Origin of the sequence: Actinomycetospora straminea, from assembly GCF_028737255.1 — a bacterium.
GTDB classification, from domain to species: domain Bacteria; phylum Actinomycetota; class Actinomycetes; order Mycobacteriales; family Pseudonocardiaceae; genus Actinomycetospora; species Actinomycetospora straminea.
In genome coordinates, this window is sequence record NZ_JAQZAN010000009.1 from 153,189 (window position 1) to 171,259 (window position 18,071).

19 protein-coding genes are annotated in these 18,071 nt (G+C 75.2%); 9 read left to right on the plus strand and 10 right to left on the minus strand.

Features of this window, described 5'->3' with window-relative positions:
- Positions 1–108 precede the first annotated feature (108 nt).
- The 3 genes from PH190_RS14430 to nucS form a co-directional block, all read right to left on the minus strand.
- A complete protein-coding gene (locus PH190_RS14430) occupies positions 109–1,629 on the minus strand; it encodes an aldehyde dehydrogenase family protein (RefSeq protein ID WP_274232216.1) in 1,521 nt (506 codons plus the stop codon).
- Positions 1,630–1,726: 97 nt separating this feature from the next.
- Positions 1,727–2,212, minus strand: coding sequence for an HIT family protein (locus PH190_RS14435; RefSeq protein WP_274232217.1), 486 nt, complete (start codon positions 2,210–2,212; stop codon positions 1,727–1,729).
- On the minus strand, positions 2,212–2,871 hold the full coding sequence (gene nucS, locus PH190_RS14440) for an endonuclease NucS (RefSeq protein ID WP_274232218.1): 660 nt from the start codon (positions 2,869–2,871) through the stop codon (positions 2,212–2,214). The genes PH190_RS14435 and nucS overlap by 1 nt, the downstream gene beginning before the upstream one ends.
- A gap of 84 nt (positions 2,872–2,955) precedes the next feature.
- Between nucS and PH190_RS14445 the strand changes: the two genes are divergently transcribed.
- Complete coding sequence (locus PH190_RS14445; protein WP_274232281.1) at positions 2,956–3,441, plus strand: NUDIX domain-containing protein; 486 nt, start codon at positions 2,956–2,958, stop codon at positions 3,439–3,441.
- 49 nt (positions 3,442–3,490) lie between these two features.
- On the plus strand, positions 3,491–4,495 hold the full coding sequence (locus PH190_RS14450) for a methyl-accepting chemotaxis protein (RefSeq protein WP_274232219.1): 1,005 nt from the start codon (positions 3,491–3,493) through the stop codon (positions 4,493–4,495).
- Positions 4,496–4,515: 20 nt separating this feature from the next.
- Here PH190_RS14450 and PH190_RS14455 read toward each other — a convergent pair whose 3' ends face one another.
- Positions 4,516–5,202 (minus strand): alpha/beta hydrolase, encoded by a 687-nt coding sequence (locus PH190_RS14455; RefSeq protein ID WP_274232220.1) that lies wholly within the window; start codon positions 5,200–5,202, stop codon positions 4,516–4,518.
- Positions 5,203–5,318: 116 nt separating this feature from the next.
- Entirely contained in the window at positions 5,319–5,711 is a 393-nt protein-coding gene (locus PH190_RS14460) for a PaaI family thioesterase (protein WP_274232221.1), read from the minus strand.
- A gap of 110 nt (positions 5,712–5,821) precedes the next feature.
- Here PH190_RS14460 and PH190_RS14465 point away from each other — a divergent pair, with 110 nt between their 5' ends.
- Positions 5,822–6,190, plus strand: a complete 369-nt coding sequence (locus tag PH190_RS14465) for a nuclear transport factor 2 family protein (RefSeq protein ID WP_274232222.1) — start codon at positions 5,822–5,824, stop codon at positions 6,188–6,190.
- A 1-nt stretch (position 6,191) separates the two neighbouring features.
- Here PH190_RS14465 and PH190_RS14470 read toward each other — a convergent pair whose 3' ends face one another.
- Positions 6,192–8,222, minus strand: coding sequence for a protein meaA (locus tag PH190_RS14470; RefSeq protein WP_274232223.1), 2,031 nt, complete (start codon positions 8,220–8,222; stop codon positions 6,192–6,194).
- Positions 8,223–8,373: 151 nt separating this feature from the next.
- Between PH190_RS14470 and PH190_RS14475 the strand changes: the two genes are divergently transcribed.
- The 3 genes from PH190_RS14475 to PH190_RS14485 all read left to right on the plus strand — a co-directional run bounded on the left by PH190_RS14475 (position 8,374) and on the right by PH190_RS14485 (position 10,689).
- Positions 8,374–8,670, plus strand: a complete 297-nt coding sequence (locus PH190_RS14475; protein WP_274232224.1) for a hypothetical protein — start codon at positions 8,374–8,376, stop codon at positions 8,668–8,670.
- A 195-nt stretch (positions 8,671–8,865) separates the two neighbouring features.
- Positions 8,866–9,021, plus strand: coding sequence for a hypothetical protein (locus PH190_RS14480; RefSeq protein WP_274232225.1), 156 nt, complete (start codon positions 8,866–8,868; stop codon positions 9,019–9,021).
- Positions 9,022–9,219: 198 nt separating this feature from the next.
- The gene (locus PH190_RS14485) at positions 9,220–10,689 is read left to right on the plus strand and encodes a cytochrome P450 (RefSeq protein WP_274232226.1); all 1,470 of its coding nucleotides are present in this window, start codon (positions 9,220–9,222) and stop codon (positions 10,687–10,689) included.
- A gap of 52 nt (positions 10,690–10,741) precedes the next feature.
- Here PH190_RS14485 and murA read toward each other — a convergent pair whose 3' ends face one another.
- The 4 genes from murA to PH190_RS14505 are packed head-to-tail and all read right to left on the minus strand — an operon-like array spanning position 10,742 to position 14,992.
- Positions 10,742–12,010, minus strand: coding sequence for a UDP-N-acetylglucosamine 1-carboxyvinyltransferase (gene murA, locus PH190_RS14490; RefSeq protein ID WP_274232227.1), 1,269 nt, complete (start codon positions 12,008–12,010; stop codon positions 10,742–10,744).
- A 12-nt stretch (positions 12,011–12,022) separates the two neighbouring features.
- Complete coding sequence (locus PH190_RS14495) at positions 12,023–12,853, minus strand: ABC transporter ATP-binding protein (RefSeq protein WP_274232228.1); 831 nt, start codon at positions 12,851–12,853, stop codon at positions 12,023–12,025.
- Positions 12,854–12,875: 22 nt separating this feature from the next.
- On the minus strand, positions 12,876–13,928 hold the full coding sequence (locus tag PH190_RS14500; RefSeq protein ID WP_274232229.1) for a FecCD family ABC transporter permease: 1,053 nt from the start codon (positions 13,926–13,928) through the stop codon (positions 12,876–12,878).
- A gap of 11 nt (positions 13,929–13,939) precedes the next feature.
- Positions 13,940–14,992 (minus strand): FecCD family ABC transporter permease, encoded by a 1,053-nt coding sequence (locus PH190_RS14505; protein ID WP_274232230.1) that lies wholly within the window; start codon positions 14,990–14,992, stop codon positions 13,940–13,942.
- Between the two features lie 71 nt (positions 14,993–15,063).
- Here PH190_RS14505 and PH190_RS14510 point away from each other — a divergent pair, with 71 nt between their 5' ends.
- From PH190_RS14510 to PH190_RS14520, 3 genes are read left to right on the plus strand one after another with little or no spacing between them, the layout of a single operon-like run.
- The gene (locus tag PH190_RS14510; protein WP_274232231.1) at positions 15,064–16,068 is read left to right on the plus strand and encodes an iron-siderophore ABC transporter substrate-binding protein; all 1,005 of its coding nucleotides are present in this window, start codon (positions 15,064–15,066) and stop codon (positions 16,066–16,068) included.
- A 20-nt stretch (positions 16,069–16,088) separates the two neighbouring features.
- Positions 16,089–17,474, plus strand: a complete 1,386-nt coding sequence (locus tag PH190_RS14515) for a M14 family zinc carboxypeptidase (RefSeq protein WP_274232232.1) — start codon at positions 16,089–16,091, stop codon at positions 17,472–17,474.
- A gap of 9 nt (positions 17,475–17,483) precedes the next feature.
- Positions 17,484–18,068 (plus strand): cob(I)yrinic acid a,c-diamide adenosyltransferase, encoded by a 585-nt coding sequence (locus PH190_RS14520; RefSeq protein WP_274232233.1) that lies wholly within the window; start codon positions 17,484–17,486, stop codon positions 18,066–18,068.
- Positions 18,069–18,071 lie beyond the last annotated feature (3 nt).

The window sequence follows — 18,071 nt, forward strand, 5'->3', positions numbered from 1 at the left end:
TCGACCGTCGCCGCGGCGGGGATCTCGGTCACGTGCCGAGCCTGCCCGACGCCGGTGGTGCGCCGGTAGATCGAGTCGCCCGACCGTGCGTCGGCGGAGCGTCAGCTCCTAACCGCGCCGCCCGTACAGCACGCTGACCAGGCGCGCGAGGACCGTCACGACCCAGCCGGGACGGTCGAACGTCATGACGTTGACGCTGCGGAAGCGGCGCTCGGAGATCGCCAGCGGGCGCGTGAACTCGCGCAGCCCGTCGACGCCGTGGATGCGCCCGAACCCGGAGTCGCCGACGCCCCCGAAGGGCAGGGACGGGATGCCGGCGAAGGCGATGACGCCGTTGACCGACACCATCCCGACGCGCAGCCGCCGGGCGATCTCGTGCCCGCGGGCCTTCGCGTACACCGAGGCGCCGAGCCCGTAGCGCGAGGCGTTGGCGCGCTCGACGGCCTCGTCGATGTCGCGCACCCGGTTGACGACGACCGTCGGGCCGAAGGTCTCGTCGGTGACCGCCGAGGAGTCCTCGGGGACGTCGGCGAGCACCACGGGGTCGACGTACGGGGCGCGGACCGACTCGCGCCCGCCGACGACCGCGCGGGCGCCGCGGGTCAGCGCGTCGTCGATCTGCCCGGAGATGACGCCGAGCTGCGAGGGCATGGTGATCGGGCCGTACTGGGAGTCCGGCGCGCCGCCCGGGCGCACCTGCGCGGCGCGCGACGCGACCCGGTCGAGCAGGTCCTCGGCCACCGCCTCCACGACGTACACGCGCTCGACGCCGACGCAGGTCTGGCCCGCGTTGGACATCGAGCCCCACACCACGGCCGCCGCGGCGTCGTCGAGGTCGGCGTCGGCGTCGACGAGCAGCGCGTCCTTGCCGCCGCACTCGACGAGCACCGGGGTCAGCGTCTCCGCGCAGGTCGCCATGACCTTCTTGGCGGTGGCCGTCGAGCCGGTGAACGCGACCTTGTCGACGCCCGCCCGGCACAGGGCGGCGCCGGTCTCGCCCTCGCCGGTGACCAGCTGGAACACGGCGTCCTCACCGACCGCCTCGGCGAAGCTGTCGACCAGCCACTGCCCGACGCCGGGGGTGAGCTCGCTGGGCTTGAACACGACGGTGTTGCCGGCCGCGAGCGCGTAGGCGATCGAGCCCATCGGCGTGAACACCGGGTAGTTCCAGGGCCCGAGCACGCCGACGACGCCCAGCGCCGGGTACTCGACGGTGGCCTTGTGGTTGATCATCAGCAGGCCGGCGGCGGCGTTGCGCGGCCCGAGCACCTTCTCGGCGTGCGTGGCGGCCCAGTGCAGGTGGTCGAGCGCGAGGATGCCCTCGATGCGCGCGTCGTCCATCGGCTTGCCGGTCTCGCGGCTGACGACGGCGGCGAGCTCGTCGCGGCGGCGGTCGATGAGCTGGCGCCACGCGGCGAGCTTGTGCGAGCGGCCGCGGAACCCGAGGTCGGTCCACCACCGCGCGGCCCGCCGAGCGCGGGCGACCTTCTCCTCGACCTGCGCGGGCGTGTGCCGCGGGTAGGAGGCGATGACCTCGCCGGAGCGCGGGTCGAGCGAGTCGAAGGTGTCCTGCTGACCGGCGTCCTGGCTCGTCGCGGGCACCGTGGCCGCGTCGCGGGTGCTCGTCATGCGTGGAGGCTACGGGTCAGTAGCGGTCAGGCGCGACTGCCGAGAAGTGTCAGCGACGTGCCGTCGCTGACACCCGGTGTCCGTATCGGTCCTTCGATCACCCGAGGGCCGCGCGGACCCGCTCGGCGGTGGCGTCGAGGCGCCCGCGGTCCGGCCGGGTCCAGGCCGCGAGCAGGCGCAGGCCGTCGCCGCGGCGCCGCGGGATGACGTGCAGGTGGACGTGCCACACCGTCTGCCAGGCCACCGCGCCGTCGGCGAGCAGCAGGTTCACCCCGTCGGCGAGCCCCGCGGCCCGCAGCCCCGCCGCCACCCGCCGGGCCAGCGACCACACCGCCGCCCCGTCGGCGTCGTCGACCTCGGCGAGGTGTGCCACGTGCGCGCGCGGCACGACCAGCACGTGGCCCCGCGTCAGCGGCTGCAGGTCGAGGAACGCCACCGCCCGGTCGGACGTCGCGACGACGCTCGCCTCGCCCCGGCCCTCGACGATCCGGCAGAAGACGCACTCACCGTCGACCTCGGCGGGCAGGTGCCGGCGCACCCGTCCCATCCGGCGGCCGACGGCGCGCCGCAGACGCGGGAGCATCAGAACAGGCGGAACTCGTCGACCTCGGCGCCGCGCAGGGCGTCGTAGTCGAGCGTGACGCAGCGGATGCCGCGGTCGGTGGCGAGCGTCCGGGCCTGCGGCTTGATCTGCTGCGCGGCGAACACCCCGGCCACCGGCGTGAGCAGCGGGTCGCGGTTGAGCAGCTCGAGGTAGCGGGTCAGCTGCTCGACGCCGTCGATCTCCCCGCGGCGCTTGATCTCCACGGCCACCGACGCGCCGCGGTCGTCGCGGCAGAGCAGGTCGACCGGCCCGATCGCGGTGGGGTACTCGCGGCGCACGAGCGTCCAGCCCTCCCCCAGCGTCGTGACGTGCTGGGCGAGCAGTTCCTGGAGGTGGGCCTCGACGCCGTCCTTGACCAGCCCGGGGTCGACGCCGAGCTCGTGGCTGGAGTCGTGCTGGATCTCCTCGAGGGTGATCGTCAGCGTCTCGTCGGCCTTGTTCTTCACCGTCCAGATGCCCGGACTCTCGGTGAGCCAGCACGGCGGGCTCATCCAGTTCAGCGGCTTGTAGGCCCGGTCGTCGGCGTGGACGCTGACCGACCCGTCCGCCTTGACCAGCAGCAGCCGCAGCGCGCTGGGCAGGTGCGCGGTCAGGCGGCCGTCGTAGTCGACGGTGCACCGGGCGATGACGAGACGCACGGCGCCGAGCGTAGGAGGGCAGGATGCGGCGCCGTGGAGCACCCCGTGACCACCAGCAGCCGCGAGGTCTACGCCAACCCCTGGATGGTCCTGCGCGAGGACACCTTCCGCCGTCCCGACGGGTCCGACGGGCTGTACGGCGTGATCGACAAGCCGGACTACGCGCTGGTCGTGGCCCTCGACGGGGACCGCCTGGCCATGGTCGAGCAGTACCGCTACCCGATCGGGCTGCGGCGCTGGGAGTTCGTCCAGGGCACCGCCCCCGACCGCGCGGCGATGCCCGCCCGGGCGCTCGCCGAGCGCGAGCTCGCCGAGGAGACCGGCCTGACCGCGGCCACCTGGACCTACCTCGGGCTGCTCGACGTCGCGCCCGGCGTCTCCTCGCAGCGCGGGCGCGCCTTCCTCGCCACCGACCTCACCGCCGGCGAGCCCGACCGCGAGGACACCGAGGCGGACATGCGCTTCGCGTGGGTCACGCGCGCGGAGTTCGAGGACCGCGTGCGCAGCGGCGAGATCACCGACGCCCAGACGCTCGCCGCCTACGCCCTGCTGCTCCTCCGCTCGCCGTAAGTCGCCGTCCCCGGGGCGTGGATCGCCGACGGGCGGGCACAGTGGGGGCATGGCGTTGGTTCGGCTCGGTCCGCTCTCGGTGCCCACGCCCGGCGAGGTGGTCGGCTGGGTCGGGGAGGTCGTCGACGTCGGCGCCCGCCTGCCCGGGCGGGTGGACGCGCTGCTCGACGAGGTGACGCGGCTGGTCGGCGTGCTCGGGCAGCTCGCCGACCGCGTCGACGGCCTGGTCGACCGCGCGGACGTCATCGTCGGGCGCGTCGACGGGGTCATGGAGCGCGTGGACGGCGTGCTCGGCGAGACCCGGCGGATCACCGAGGGCGCGAACGAGGTCGTCGGGTCGGCGCGCAGCATCACCAGCGGCGCCGAGGAGGTCGTGGGCTCCGCGCGCTCGATCACCGCGGGCGCCGAGGAGGTCGTCGGGTCCGCCCGCAAGATCACGACGGGCGCCGACGAGGTGGTCAGCTCGGCGCGCGGCATCACGAGCGGGGCCAGCGAGGTCGTCGAGTCCGCCCGGCGCATCACCAGCGGCGCGGACGAGGTGGTCGGCTCGGCGCGGTCGATCACCGCCGGCGCCGACGAGGTCGTCACCTCGGCGCGCTCGATCACGAGCGGGGCCAGCGAGGTCGTCGACTCCGCCCGCAGCATCACCAGCGGCGCCGAGGGCGTCGTCGGCGACGCCCGGGAGATCACCTCGGGCGCCCGCGACATCGTCGAGGGCGCGGGCGCCACCAGCCGCTCGGCGCAGGAGCTGCTCGACCTCTACCGCCCCATGCTCGAGCAGGGCGCGCCGCTCGCGGGGAAGTTCATCGACGAGCTCAGCCCGGAGGAGGTCGACGCGGCGATCAAGCTCGTGGACCAGATGCCGCAGTTCACCGAGCACATGGTCGCCGACATCATGCCGATCCTCGCGACCCTCGACCGCGTCGGACCGGACCTGCACGAGCTCCTCGACGTCACCAAGGACCTGCGCCAGGCCATCGACGGCATCCCGGGCTTCTCGTTCCTCAAGCGCCGCGGATCGCGCGGGGACGACGAGGAGGTGCTCGAGGGCTGACCCGCCTCGAGCAGCCGGCGTCAGCTACCCGCGGCCCGGCGCACGATGGCGGCGACCTCGGCCGGCTGCGACACCGCCGCCGAGTGTCCGGCGTCGACGTGCACGACGGTGCCGGCGCGCCCGGCCATGGCCTCCTGGGCGAACGGCGGGATGGCCGCGTCCCGGTCGCACACGACGTAGGTGGTCGGCACGTCGTGCCAGGCGGCGCGGGTCAGCGGCTGCTCGGTGGCGGCCCGGCTCAGGAGCCCCAGGCGCCCGGCCGCCGCCGTCGCGGTCGCCTCGTCGAGGTCGTTGTAGAAGACCTCCTCCGGCGTCCGCGCGACGATGTGGGTCTCGTGGACCTCCCACCACGGCGGCGGGGTCCCGCCCACCGCGCCGAGCAGCGACTCGCCGGCGTCGAGCAAGAACGAGCACAGGTAGACGATGTGGACCACCGTGGACCCGGCGGCTTCGCTCACCGGCTGGCCGCCGTAGGAGTGCGCGACCACGACCACCGGCCCGTCGATCGCCTCCAGCGCGGCCCGCACCGTCTCGGCGTCCGCGTGCAGGTCGCCCAGCGCCTCGGGGTCGTTGCGGCAGCTGGACGGGTCGACGGTGCGCACGTCGAACCCGTCGAGCTCGGCCCGCAGCGGGTCCCAGAACCAGGAGCCGTGCCAGGCGCCGTGGACGAGGAGCAGGGTGGGCTGACGGTCCGTGGTCTGGGGCATCGGTGCCTCCGGGTCGCCGACGGCGCCCGGACCGGGGTCGCCGGGTGCTCGCGGCGCTGAGCGTGGCGTCTCCGGCGTCGCCCCGGGTCGTCGGCTTCCGTCCACCGGGAGCGCGCTCAGCCCGGGATGACCGCCTGCGTCTGGGTCGTCCGCGCCACGAGGCGGCCGCGGTCGTCGGTGAGGTCGGTCTGCACGACGACCTGGGTACGCCCGGCGTGCACCGGCCGGGCGGTCGCCCGGACCGCCGACCCCGCCACGGCGCGGAAGAGGTGGGTGCCCGACTCCGTGGTGGCGGTCCGCGCGCCCGGCGGGAGGCCGAGGAAGGCACAGACGGCGCCGGCGGTGTCCGCGAGCGCCATCAGCGCACCGCCGTGCAGCAGCCCGCCCGCGGTGGTGTGCGCGTCGGACCAGGGCAGCACGGCGACGGTCTCGTCGGGACCGGCGGTCTCCAGGCGGATGCCGAGGCCCGCGGCGAAGGGCATGGCGGCGACGATCTCGTCGGGGGTCACGCCACGAGCCTCGGCCGTGGAGGTCTGATCGTCCATGACCCACGAGGTCATCGACCCGCCTACCGCGGGGCGCCCAGGCTTCCTCCCGTCACCGACCCGAGGAGGACCTCATGACCGCCACCGACACCACCACGCTCGTCGACCGCTACCTCGCCGCCTGGAACGCGACCGACCCGGCTGCGCGCCGCGAGGCGATCGCCGCGGTCTTCACCCCCGACGCGCGCTACGTCGACCCGCTCGCCGACGTCCGCGGTCACGACGGCGTCGACGCGCTGATCGCCGGCGCGCAGGAGCAGTTCGCGGGCCTGGTGTTCTCGCCCGGCGACGTGCTCGACGCGCACCACGACGTCGTGCGCTTCACCTGGCACCTCGGCCCGGCCGGTGCCGAGCCCGTCGTGATCGGGTTCGACGTCGCGGAGGTCGCGGACGACGGGCGGCTGGCCCGCGTCCACGGCTTCCTCGACAAGGTCCCCGGGTGAGTCAGGCCCCCGCCACGGGTGCCGGCGACGGGCTGTCGAGGCCGTTGGCCTCACGGACCACGTCGACGAACTCACCCATGATCCCGGTCAGCGAGTAGGTCTTCGGCGTCACGACGCGGTGCACGCCGAGGCGCTGGAGCTGCTCGGCGTCGTTCGGCGGGATGATCCCGCCGACGACGACCGGGATGTCGTCGGCACCCGCGCGGGCCAGGCCGTCGAGCACCGCGGGCACGACCTCGAGGTGCGAGCCCGACAGCACCGACAGGCCCACGACGTGCACGCCCTCCTGCACCGCCGCCGCGACGATCTCGGCGGGCGTGAGGCGGATGCCCTGGTAGATGACCTCGAACCCGGCGTCGCGCGCCCGCACCGCGATCTGCTCGGCGCCGTTCGAGTGCCCGTCGAGGCCCGGCTTGCCGACGAGCATGCGCAGCGACGACGTGCCCATCTCCTCGGCGGTCTGCCGCACGCGGGCCCGCACCGCCGCGAGCTCCTCGGGTGCCTCGCCCGAGCCCGAGGACGCCGCGGACACCCCGGTCGGCGCGCGGTAGGAGCCGAAGACGTCGCGCAGCGCCGCCGCCCACTCCCCCGTCGTCACGCCGGCCTTGGCGCACGCGAGCGTGGCGTCCATGAGGTTCTCGTCGGTCGAGGCGGCCTCGCGCAGGCGGGCAAGCGCGGCGTCGGCGGCCTCCTGGTCGCGGTCCGCGCGCCACTCCGCCACCGCGCGGGCTGCCTCCTCCTCCACCGACTTCTCGACGGTGAAGATCGCCTCGGCGCCCTCGGCCTGCAGGGGGCTGGGCTCGGTCGAGGTGAACTTGTTGACCCCGACGACCACGTCCTCGCCGGACTCGAGCCGCATCCGGCGCTGCGCGAGCGACGACACGAGCTGCGACTTCATGTAGCCCGAGTCGACGGCCGGCACCGCGCCGCCCATCTCGGCGACCTTGGCCATCTCCGCCCGGGCGCCCTCGACGATCGCCGCGGTCTTGGCCTCCATCACGTGGGACCCGGCGAAGATGTCGTCGTGGTCGAGCAGGTCGGTCTCGTAGGCCAGCACCTGCTGCATCCGCAGCGCCCACTGCTGGTCCCACGGCCGCGGCAGGCCCAGCGCCTCGTTCCACGCCGGCAGCTGCACCGCGCGCGCCCGGGCGTCGCGCGACAGCGTCACCGCGAGCATCTCGAGCACGATGCGCTGCACGTTGTTCTCGGGCTGGGCCTCGGTGAGCCCGAGCGAGTTGACCTGCACGCCGTAGCGGAACCGGCGCATCTTCGCGTCCTCGACGCCGTAGCGCTCCCGGCACAGCTCGTCCCAGAGCTGCGAGAACGCGCGCAGCTTCGCGATCTCCTCGATGAAGTGCAGGCCCGCGTTGACGAAGAACGAGATGCGCCCGACGACCTGCCCGAAGTCCTCCGGCGGCACCTGGCCCGAGTCGCGCACCGCGTCGAGCACGGCGATCGCCGTCGACAGCGTGTACGCGACCTCCTGCGTCGGCGTCGCCCCGGCCTCCTGCAGGTGGTAGCTGCAGATGTTGATCGGGTTCCACTTGGGGACGTTCGTGTAGGTCCAGGCGATCATGTCGGTGATCAGCCGGACGCTCGGCGCGGGCGGGAACGCGTAGGTCCCGCGCGAGAGGTACTCCTTGACGATGTCGTTCTGCGTCGTGCCCGCGAGCGACGCGCGGTCGGCGCCGTGCTCATCGGCGACGGTGACGTAGAGCGCGAGCATCCACATCGCCGTCGCGTTGATCGTCATCGAGGTGTTGGCCTCGTTGAGGGGGATCCCGTCGAACAGCGCCCGCATGTCCCCGACGTGCGACACCGGCACGCCGACCTTGCCGACCTCGCCCTTCGCGAGCTCGTGGTCGGGGTCGTAGCCGGTCTGCGTGGGCAGGTCGAAGGCCACCGAGAGGCCGGTCTGGCCCTTCTCCAGGTTGCGCCGGTAGAGCTCGTTCGACGCGCGCGCCGACGAGTGGCCGGCGTAGGTCCGCATGACCCAGGGCCGGTCGCGGGCGTCGTCGCTGGGGTAGGGCACGTCGGTACCTCCGCTGCGCTTCGTCACCTGGCGATGACCCGCTGATGTTACCGACGGGTCCGGGCGACGGAATCGCGTGCGGGATGCCGTGGCCCACAGGATCGGTCAGGAAGGACGGGCGCGAACGGTCCGGAAGGAGGACGATGGGCGCATGGTCGGCTCCATCGGCGAGATCCTCACCGCCATCGCGATGGTGATCCTCCTCGTGGGCCTGCTGCGCTACACCTTCGGCCGCGGGCCCCAGGGCGCGCTGCCCGACGAGCACGGCGACCTCGGCCTGCTCGAGACCGTCGCGGTGGTGCCCACGCGCGAGGCCGCCGACGTGCTCGTCGCGAAGCTCGCGCGGGAGAAGGTGCGGGTCACGGTCAGCCACGGCGAGGAGGGCTGGCGCCTGCTCGCCTTCCCGTCCGACGCCGACGACGCCCGCGTGGTGCTGCGCCAGTCCTGAGAGACGGGCCACCGGGGTGGCGCCGCCCGCGGCCACGGCCGAGCCGTGCGGGCCGTCCTCGGTCCGCCCACCCCGCCGTCGATGCTGCGCGCGTCCGACCACGCGGGCCGGGCATGTCGATCTGCGCCGTCCGGGAACCCGGCGGGCCCGCCACACGGAACACGGGGACCAGGACACCTTCGAGGAGGTCGGACCATGACCCAGCCCGGGGAGAACGCCCCCCGCCCCACCGCCGACGAGCCCGAGGAGGGCGCCCGCCGCGACGTCAACCCGGACCTGCACGGCCAGGCGCGCGAGGCCGAGGAGAAGATGCGCTCGGACGACCCGGACGCCACGCCGGGCGGTGGCTGACCCACGACGACGCGCACCGGCCCTGGGCCGTGTGCCCGGGGCGGTGTGCGCCGGGCGCCGTGCGTCGCGGGCCCGGTACACGCGGGCGCCGGGCCGGCGCGAGCTGGGCCGGCACGCGTGAGCCCGCAGGACCGACGGGTAGCACCAGGACGGTTGACGCCCCAGCCGCCCGCACCCACGGCTCCCGGGAGGCTCCCCGTGTCGTCCCCCTCCGGCACCGCACCGCGCGACCGGTCCACCGAGTCCACCGCGTCCACCGCGTCCACCGCGTCCGCCGCGTCCGCCCCGTCCGCCCCGTCCGCCGAGTCCCCCGCGTCCGGGCCCACCGGCCCCGTCCCGCGCCTCGGCCTCGCCGACACGGCCCGCCTCGCGGCCCGGGTCCTGGCCCCGACGGTCGCGCAGGGCGCCATCGCGCGCCGCCCGCGTGTCGTCGGGCTCGCCGAGCGGCTCGACCTCGACGCCCGGGCCGTGGCGACCGTCCAGGACCTGCACCGCCGCTACGGCGACGGGCCGGTGCGCCTCCCGCTGCCGGTGCGGCGGTTCGCGTTCGTGCTCTCGCCGCGCGACGTGCACCGCGTGCTCGGGGAGTCGCCCGAGCCGTTCGCCCTCGCCAACCGGGAGAAGCAGGGCGCGCTGGGCCAGTTCCAGCCGCACGGCGTGCTCGTCTCGCACGGGCGGGAGCGGGCGCAGCGGCGGGCGGTGAACGAGTCCGTGCTCGACACGCCGAACCCGGTGCACCGGCTCGCCGGCGACGTCGTGGCGCGGGTGCGTGAGGAGGCCCGGGGCGTCGCGGAGGAGGCCGCGCGGTCCGGGCACCTGGACTGGGCGACGTACTCGACCGGCTGGCGCCGCGCGTTCCGCCGCGTGGTGTTGGGCGACGCCGCCCGCGACGACGAGGACCTGCAGGGCGACCTGGACGCGCTGCGCTACCGCGCGAACTGGTCGTACCTCCTGCCGCGCTCGCGCACCCGCCGCGACCGCGTGCGCCGCCGGCTCGAGCAGTACCTCGAGCGCGCCGAGCCCGGGAGCCTCGCCGGCCTGCTCGCGCAGACCGTGGGCGGGGACTCCCTCGTGGACCCGGTCGACCAGATACCGCAGTGGCTGTTCGCCTTCGACCCGGCCGGCATGGCGGGCATCCGGGCGCTGGCCCTGCTCGCCGCCGACGCCGACGAGCTCGCCCGGGTCCGCGGGGAGATGCCGGCCGACCTGGACACGCCGCAGGAGCTGCGTCGCCTGCGCGCCGCGGTGCTCGAGTCGGTGCGGCTGTGGCCGACCACCCCGATGATCCTGCGGGAGACCACCCGCGACGTCGCCTGGCCCACCGGGCGCCTGGCCGCGGACACCGCCGTGCTGGTCTACGCACCGTTCTTCCACCGCGACGACGAGGCCCTGGCGGTCGCCCACCGCTTCACCCCGGAGCTGTGGACCGGCGAGGGACACGACGGCACCGCCGGGGACGCCGCGACCGACTGGCCGCTCGTCCCGTTCAGCGAGGGCCCGGGCGTCTGCCCCGGCCAGAACCTCGTGCTGCTGACCACCAGCACCTTCCTGGCCACGCTGCTCGAGCACCACGACCACGCCCTCGAGCACCCGGCGTCCCTCGACCCCGACCGCGTCCCGGGCGTCGTCAGCCCCTTCCGCGTGCGCTTCCGGACGTCGCCGCGCTGACCTCGATGTGCGTGATCTTCTGAGCTATAGCTCAGAAGATCACGCACGTACCTCAGCGCTGGGGCGGGGCCGCGATGCGCTGGATGTCGCCGCCGAGGGCCGCGAGGTTCTCGACGAACAGCGGGTAGCCGCGGTCGATGTGCGCGACGTCCCACACCTCGGTCTCGCCGTCGGCGCACAGCCCGGCGAGCACGAGCCCGGCGCCCGCGCGGATGTCCGACGCCCACACCGGCGCCGAGGACAGCCGCCGCACCCCGCGGACCACGGCGTGGTGGCCGTCGGTACGCGCATCGGCGCCGAGGCGGACCATCTCCTCGACGAACCGGAAGCGCCCCTCGAAGACGTTCTCGGTGATCATCGACGTGCCCTCGGACACCGCCGAGAGCGCGATCGCCATCGGCTGCAGGTCGGTCGCGAAGCCCGGGTAGGGCAGCGTCACCCAGTCCACCGAGCGCGGGCGGGCGGCCATGACCACCCGGAACCCGCCGTCGAGCGCGGTGACCTCGGCGCCGGCCTGGCCCAGGCGGTCGAGCACGAGGTCGAGGTGGTGCGGGTCGACGCCGTTCACGGTGACGTCGCCGCCGGTCATCGCCGTCGCGAAGCCCCAGGTGGCCCCGACGATGCGGTCGCCGATGACCCGGTGCGTGGTCGGCGTCAGCGGCCCGCCGCCGTGCACGGTCAGCGTCGAGGTCCCGCCGCCCTCGATCTTGGCACCCATCTGCTGGAGCATCGTCACGAGGTCGACGATCTCCGGCTCGCGCGCGGCGTTGTCGATCACCGTGGTGCCCTCGGCGAACACGGCGGCCATGAGGATGTTCTCGGTGGCCCCGACGCTCGGGAAGTCCAGCCAGATCTGCGCGCCGCGCAGCGTCTCCGCCCCCGCGACCACGCAGCCGTGGGAGATCTCGCTCGACGCCCCGAGCAGGCGCAGGCCCGCCTGGTGCATGTCGAGGGGACGCGAGCCGATCGCGTCGCCACCGGGGAGCGGCACCACCGCGCGGCGGCACCGGGCGACCAGGGGCCCGAGCACGCACACCGAGGCGCGCAGCCGCGAGACCGAGCGGTAGTCGGCCTCCGGGGTCAGCTCGGCGGGGACGTCGATGGTCACCGTGTCGCCCGCCACCGACACCGCGCAGCCGAGGCTGCGCAGCACGTCCGCCATGAGCGGGACGTCGAGGATCTCGGGGCAGTTGGTGATGACCGTCCGGCCCTCGGCGAGCAGCGCCGCCGCCATCAGCTTGAGCACGCTGTTCTTGGCGCCGACGACGTCGACCGCCCCGGACAGCCGGCCCGAGCCGCGCACCACGAAGTGCTCGTTCATCGCCGCGAGACGCTACCCGTCGGCCCGCACGACCCCGTCGGCGGACGCCTCCCGCGACCGCAGCGGGCGGCGCGGGACGACCATCGGCGTCCCTGTCTCGGGGTCGGGCACGACGCGGCAGGCGAGGCCGTAGACGTCGGTGACGAGCTCCTCGGTGAGCACCTCGGCCGGCGGCCCCTCCGCGGCCACCACGCCACCCGGGCGCAGGGCGATGAGGTGCGTCGCGTAGCGGGCGGCCTGGTTGAGGTCGTGCAGGACGGCGACGAGCGTGCGCCCGAGGTCGCCGTGCAGGCGCGCGCAGAGCTCGAGGACGTCGACCTGGTGGGCGATGTCGAGGTACGTCGTCGGCTCGTCGAGCAGCAGGATCGGGGTCTCCTGCGCGAGCGCCATCGCGAGCCAGACCCGCTGGCGCTGCCCGCCGGAGAGCTCGTCGACCAGGCGGGGCGCGAGGTCGGCGACGTTCGTCAGCGTCATCGCCTCGGCGACCGCGGCCTCGTCGGCGTCCGACCACTGCTTGAGCAGCTGCTGGTGGGGGTAGCGGCCGCGCGCGACGAGGTCGCCGACGGTGATGCCGCCGGGCGCGGTCGCCGTCTGCGGGAGCAGGCCGAGGCGCCGCGCGACCTCCTTGGAGCGGTAGCTCGCGATCGACGCGCCGTCGAGCACCACCGCGCCCGCGGTCGGCGCGAGCACGCGCGCCAGGGCCGCGAGCAGCGTGGACTTGCCGCAGGCGTTGGGTCCGACGATCACGGTGAACGAGTCGTCGGGGATCGCGACCGAGAGGTCGCGCGCCACCGTGCGGCCCTCGTAGCCCAGCGTCACGTCCTGGGCGTGCAGGCGGGTCATGCGGCTCCTGCCGGGTGGACGGTCACGTCGGGCTCCGCCGCCACAGGCGCACGAGCAGCGCGACGAGGTAGAGCCCACCGACGAGGCCGGTGGCGATGCCCACCGGCAGCGGGACGGGCGCGAACAGGCGGGTCACGGCGAGGTCGCTGACGACGAGCAGCGCGGCGCCGACCAGCGCGCTCGGCAGGAGCACCGGGGTGGCCGCGCGGGTCAGGGACCGGGCGACCTGGGGTGCGGCGAGCGCGAGGAACGGGATCGGCCCGGCGGCGGCCACCGAGGCCGCGGCCAGCCCGACCGCGCCCAGCAGCAGCAACGTGCGCGTGCGCCCGACGTCGACACCGAGCGCGCCCGCGGGCCGGTCGCCGAGCTCGAGCAGCGCGAGCCGCCGGGCCCCGCCGAAGAGCACCGGCAGGAGCAGGACGAGCACCACGCCGAGCGCGACGACCTGGGGCCAGCCGCGGTTGCCGAGGTCGCCGAGCAGCCACGTCTGGGCGTCGACGGCGGTCTGCAGCTGCGCGGTGGTGATCAGCCAGCTGTTCACCGCGAGCAGGGCCGCGCCGATCCCGATGCCGATGAGCACCATCCGCGGGCCCTGCGTGCCGCGCCCCGCCGCGAGGGCGACGACGAGCAGCGCGGTGACCAGCCCGCCGACCAGGGCGCCGACCGAGGTCCCCAGCGTGCCCGCGCCGAGCACGATGATCGCGACGAGCGCGCCGGTCGACGCGCCGGTGGTGAAGCCGATGACGTCCGGGCTGCCGAGCACGTTGCGCGAGAGGCTCTGCAGCACCGCGCCGCTGACCGCCAGCGCCGCGCCCACCCCGATCGCGAGCAGCAGGCGCGGCAGGCGCAGGGTCAGCACGACGAACTCGGTGGCCCGGCTGCCCTGGCCGACGAGCGTCTCGCCCACCTCGGCGATCGTCAGCGGGAACTCGCCGGTGGTCATCGCGACCACCGCGCCGACGAGCACCACGGCTCCGGCGGCCGCCCCGACCGCGACCGAGCGGGGGCCGACGCGCACCGACACCCGCCCGCCGGCGAGGCGGAGGAGGCGTCCGGAGACGAGGGGGCTGCCCACCCGCCCGGGGGTCACACGCCCACCAGCCGGCGCCGGCGACACAGCGCCACGAAGACCGGCACGCCGAGCACCGCGGTCGTGACGCCCACCTGGATCTCGCCGGGCGGGGCGACGACGCGCCCGACGACGTCGGCGACGAGCAGCACGATCGCGCCCAGCACCGCGGTGTAGGGCAGCAGCCAGCGGTGGGTGGGCCCGACGACGCCGCGCACGACGTGCGGGACGGCGAGGCCGAGGAACGCGATCGGCCCGACGGCGGCGGTCGCGGCGCCCGCCAGGACGGTGACGACGGCGCCGGCGAGCGCCCGGGTGCGCTCGACGTCGAGGCCCAGTGCCTGGCCGGCGCGGTCGCCGAGGGCGAGCGTGTCGAGCGCGCGGGCCATGGCGACGGCGGCGACGATCCCGATCGCGAGGAACGGGGCGACCGCCAGCAGGACGTCGAGGCGCCGCCCCGACAGCGAGCCGAGGTTCCAGAACCGGAAGGCGTCGAACGTGCTCGGCGTGAGCACCAGCGCGGCGTTGACCAGGGCGATGAGCACCGCGGTGACCGCCGAGCCCGCGAGCACCAGGCGCTCGGGCGTGCCCGAGGACCGTCCGGTGGCGCCGAGCACGTGCACCACGAGCATCGCCAGGGCCGCGCCGACGAGCCCGAACCAGACGTAGCCGGTGATCGTGCCGACGCCGAAGACGCCGATGGCCACGACGACCAGCGCCGACGCGCCGGCGTTCACCCCCAGCAGGCCCGGGTCGGCCAGCGGGTTGCGCGACAGCCCCTGCATCATCGCGCCGGAGACCCCCAGCGCCGCGCCGACGGCCAGCGCGAGCAGGCCGCGGGGCACGCGCAGGTCGCGCACGATGGCGGCCTCGGTGCCCGACGTGTCGCCGGCCGTCCCGCCCCACAGCAGCGACCAGGACTGCGCGAGCCCGATGTCGCGGGAGCCGATGCCGATGCTGACCAGCAGCACGAGCAGCGCGATGCCGACCAGGGCGAGCAGCCCCACCGCCCGGGCGACCGAGCCGGTGCGCGCGACGGGTGACGGCCGCGCCCGCTCCTCCGTCAGCACCCGTGCAGCCTAACCCGTTAGGGTTGCCTACCCTACGAGCTGCCCAACTTGTCCGACCTCCAGGAGTCCCGTTGCGCCGCCTCCTCCTCGCCGCGATCGCAGCGGCCCTGCTCCTCGTGACCGCCTGCGGGGGTGGCTCCGGCGGTGGCGGTGGCGGTGGTGGGGGCGCCCCGGCCGGCTCGGCCGTCGGCACCGCCTACCCCGCCACGATCGACACCCAGTTCGGCCCGGTCACCGTCGAGGAGCCGCCGCAGCGGATCGTCGCCCTGGGCTGGTCGGACGCCGAGACCGCGCTGGTCCTGGGCGTGCAGCCCGTCGGCGCGTCGGACTGGCTGGGCTTCGGCGGCACCGGCGTCGGCCCCTGGTCGCCGCCGTACCGGACACCGCCGACGATCCTCGGGACGACGCAGCTCGACTACGAGGCCGTCGCCGCCCTGCGTCCCGACCTCATCCTCGACACGCGCTCCTCGGGCGACCGGCAGCGCTTCGACACCCTCTCGCGGATCGCGCCGACCGTCGGCCCGCCGCCCGGGCTCGCCGCCGCGTACGGCACGACCTGGCGCCAGCAGATGGACATGGTGTCCCGCGCGCTGGGCAAGCCCGAGGAGGGCGCGCGCCAGATCGCGGGCCTGGAGGAGAAGTTCCGCGCGACCACCGCCGCGAACCCCTCGTTCGCCGGCCGGCAGGCGGCCGTCGGCGCCTTCTTCGGCGGCCAGTGGGGCGCCTACGTCCCGGGCGACGCCCGCGTCGACGTCATGGACGGCCTCGGCTTCCGGACCCCGCCGCAGATCGAGGCGCTCTCCTCGCAGGCCGCCGGGTCGTTCTACGTCAACCTCTCCGGCGAGCAGGTCGGGCTGCTGTCCTCCGACCTCACGGTCGTCTTCCCGATCGGCGGCAGCGCCGACGCCATCCGCGCCGACCCCGTCCTCTCGCGCACCCCCGCGGCGCAGGCGGGGCACCTCGTCGTGCTCGACGACCGGACGACGAGCAACGCGTTCTCGTCGGGCTCCGTGCCCGGCACCGCGGCGGCGCTCGACCGTGCCGCTCCCCTCTTCGCGGGGGCGCTCGCCCGCTGACGCTGGCAGGATCTCCGGACGTGAGTGCGCTCCCCGGCTGGCTCGTCGCCGAGATGGCCGGGGTCCCGCCCCGCGACACCCTCGCCGGGGCGGACGAGCTCGCGGCCGGGGTCGAGCGGCTCGCCGCCGACCACCCGCGGGTCGTCACGCGCCGGCGTGTCGGCACCTCCGGGCAGGGCGAGCCGCTGACGGCGCTGACGATCGGCGCGGGCAGCACCGCGGACGGCCCGGCTCGTCCCTCGGCCCTGGTCATCGGCCTGCCGCACCCCAACGAGCCGGTCGGCGGGCTCACCGCCCTGCACCTGGCGCGGCGGCTCGCGCAGGACGACGCGCTGCGCGCGCGGCTCGGGCTCGTCTGGCACGTCGTGCCGTGCATCGACCCGGACGGGCTGCGCCTCAACGAGGGGTGGCTCGCCGGGCCGTTCACGCGCGAGCACTACGCGCGCCACCTCTACCGGCAGGCGGGGCACGAGCAGATCGAGTGGAGCTTCCCGCTCGCGCACAAGGACGCCTGGTTCGACGCGGTGCTGCCCGAGACGCTCGCGCTGATGCGGCTGGTGGACGACCACCGCCCGGTGCTCATGGCCTCGCTGCACAACGCGGAGGTGGGCGGCGTCTACCACTACCTCTCGCGCCCCGAGCCCGCGCTGCACCCGCTGCTGCAGGCGATCCCGGCGCAGGCAGGCCTCACGCTGCACCGCGGCGAGCCCGAGGCGCCGTGGATCCCGCTGCTCGCCGAGGGCATCTACCGCTCGCTCGACATCCGCGACGCCTACGACCACCTCGAGGTCACCGGGGAGCAGGGCTCGCTCGTCGGCGGCAACTCCACCGGCGCGTACGCCGCCCGCCACGGGACGTTGACGCTGGTCACCGAGGTGCCCTACTGGCGCGACGACCGCCTGGGCGACGGGTCGGAGAGCGGGCACGGGCGCTCGGCGCTGCTCGCCGCGGCCGGCGCGGCGGTGCGCGAGCTCGCCACGGTCCTGCGCGCGACCCTCGACGCCGTCGGCGGCGCGGTGCACGAGTCGCCGTTCGTGCGCGCGACCCGCTTCTTCGCGCCGTTCCTCGCCGGCAGCGCCGACGACCTCGCCCGCCGCGCCGCCGCAGAACCCGACCGTCCCGCCACCGTCGCCGAGGTGGCCTCGCTGGCCGAGATCACCGACATGTCCCGGCTGCGCTACGCCGGCATGCTGCTGCGCGCCCTCGACGCCGAGATCGCGCTGGGCAACGTGCGCCCGGCGGTGCGCAGCGCCCGGACCGGGCTCGCCGAGCACTTCGCCGCCTGGTGCGCCGAGGCGGCCGGGCGCACGCCCGCCGACACCGTCCCGATCCGCGACCTCGTCGCCGTCCAGGCCGCCGCGGTCCTCGCCGCCGCGGACCACCTCGCGGCGCCCGATCCTCCCTAGACTGGCGCCGTGGCTGTTCACCTCACCCGGATCTACACGCGCACCGGCGACGACGGGACCACCGGTCTCTCGGACTTCTCGCGCGTGCCCAAGACCGACCCGCGGCTCTCGGCCTACGCCGACTCCGAGGAGGCGAACGCCGCGATCGGCGTCGCGCTCTCGGTGGGCGGGCCGCCGGAGGCGATCGTCGCGCCGCTGCGCCAGATCCAGAACGACCTCTTCGACGTCGGCGCGGACCTCGCGACACCGATCGTCGAGAATCCGGAGTACCCGCCGCTGCGCGTCACCGAGCGCCAGATCGAGCGCCTCGAGGGCTGGTGCGACGAGTTCAACGCCGACCTGCCCAAGCTCGACTCGTTCATCCTGCCCGGCGGGACCCCGGCCGCCGCGTACCTCCACGTCGCGCGCACCGTGACGCGCCGCGCCGAGCGCAGCACCTGGGCGGTCGTCGCGGCCGACCCCGACCGCACCAGCCGCCTCCCGGCGCACTACCTGAACCGGCTCTCGGACCTGCTCTTCATCCTCGGCCGGGTCGCGAACCCGGGCGGCGACGTCCTCTGGGTCCCCGGCGGCCCGGAGGAGCAGCGGGACTGACCC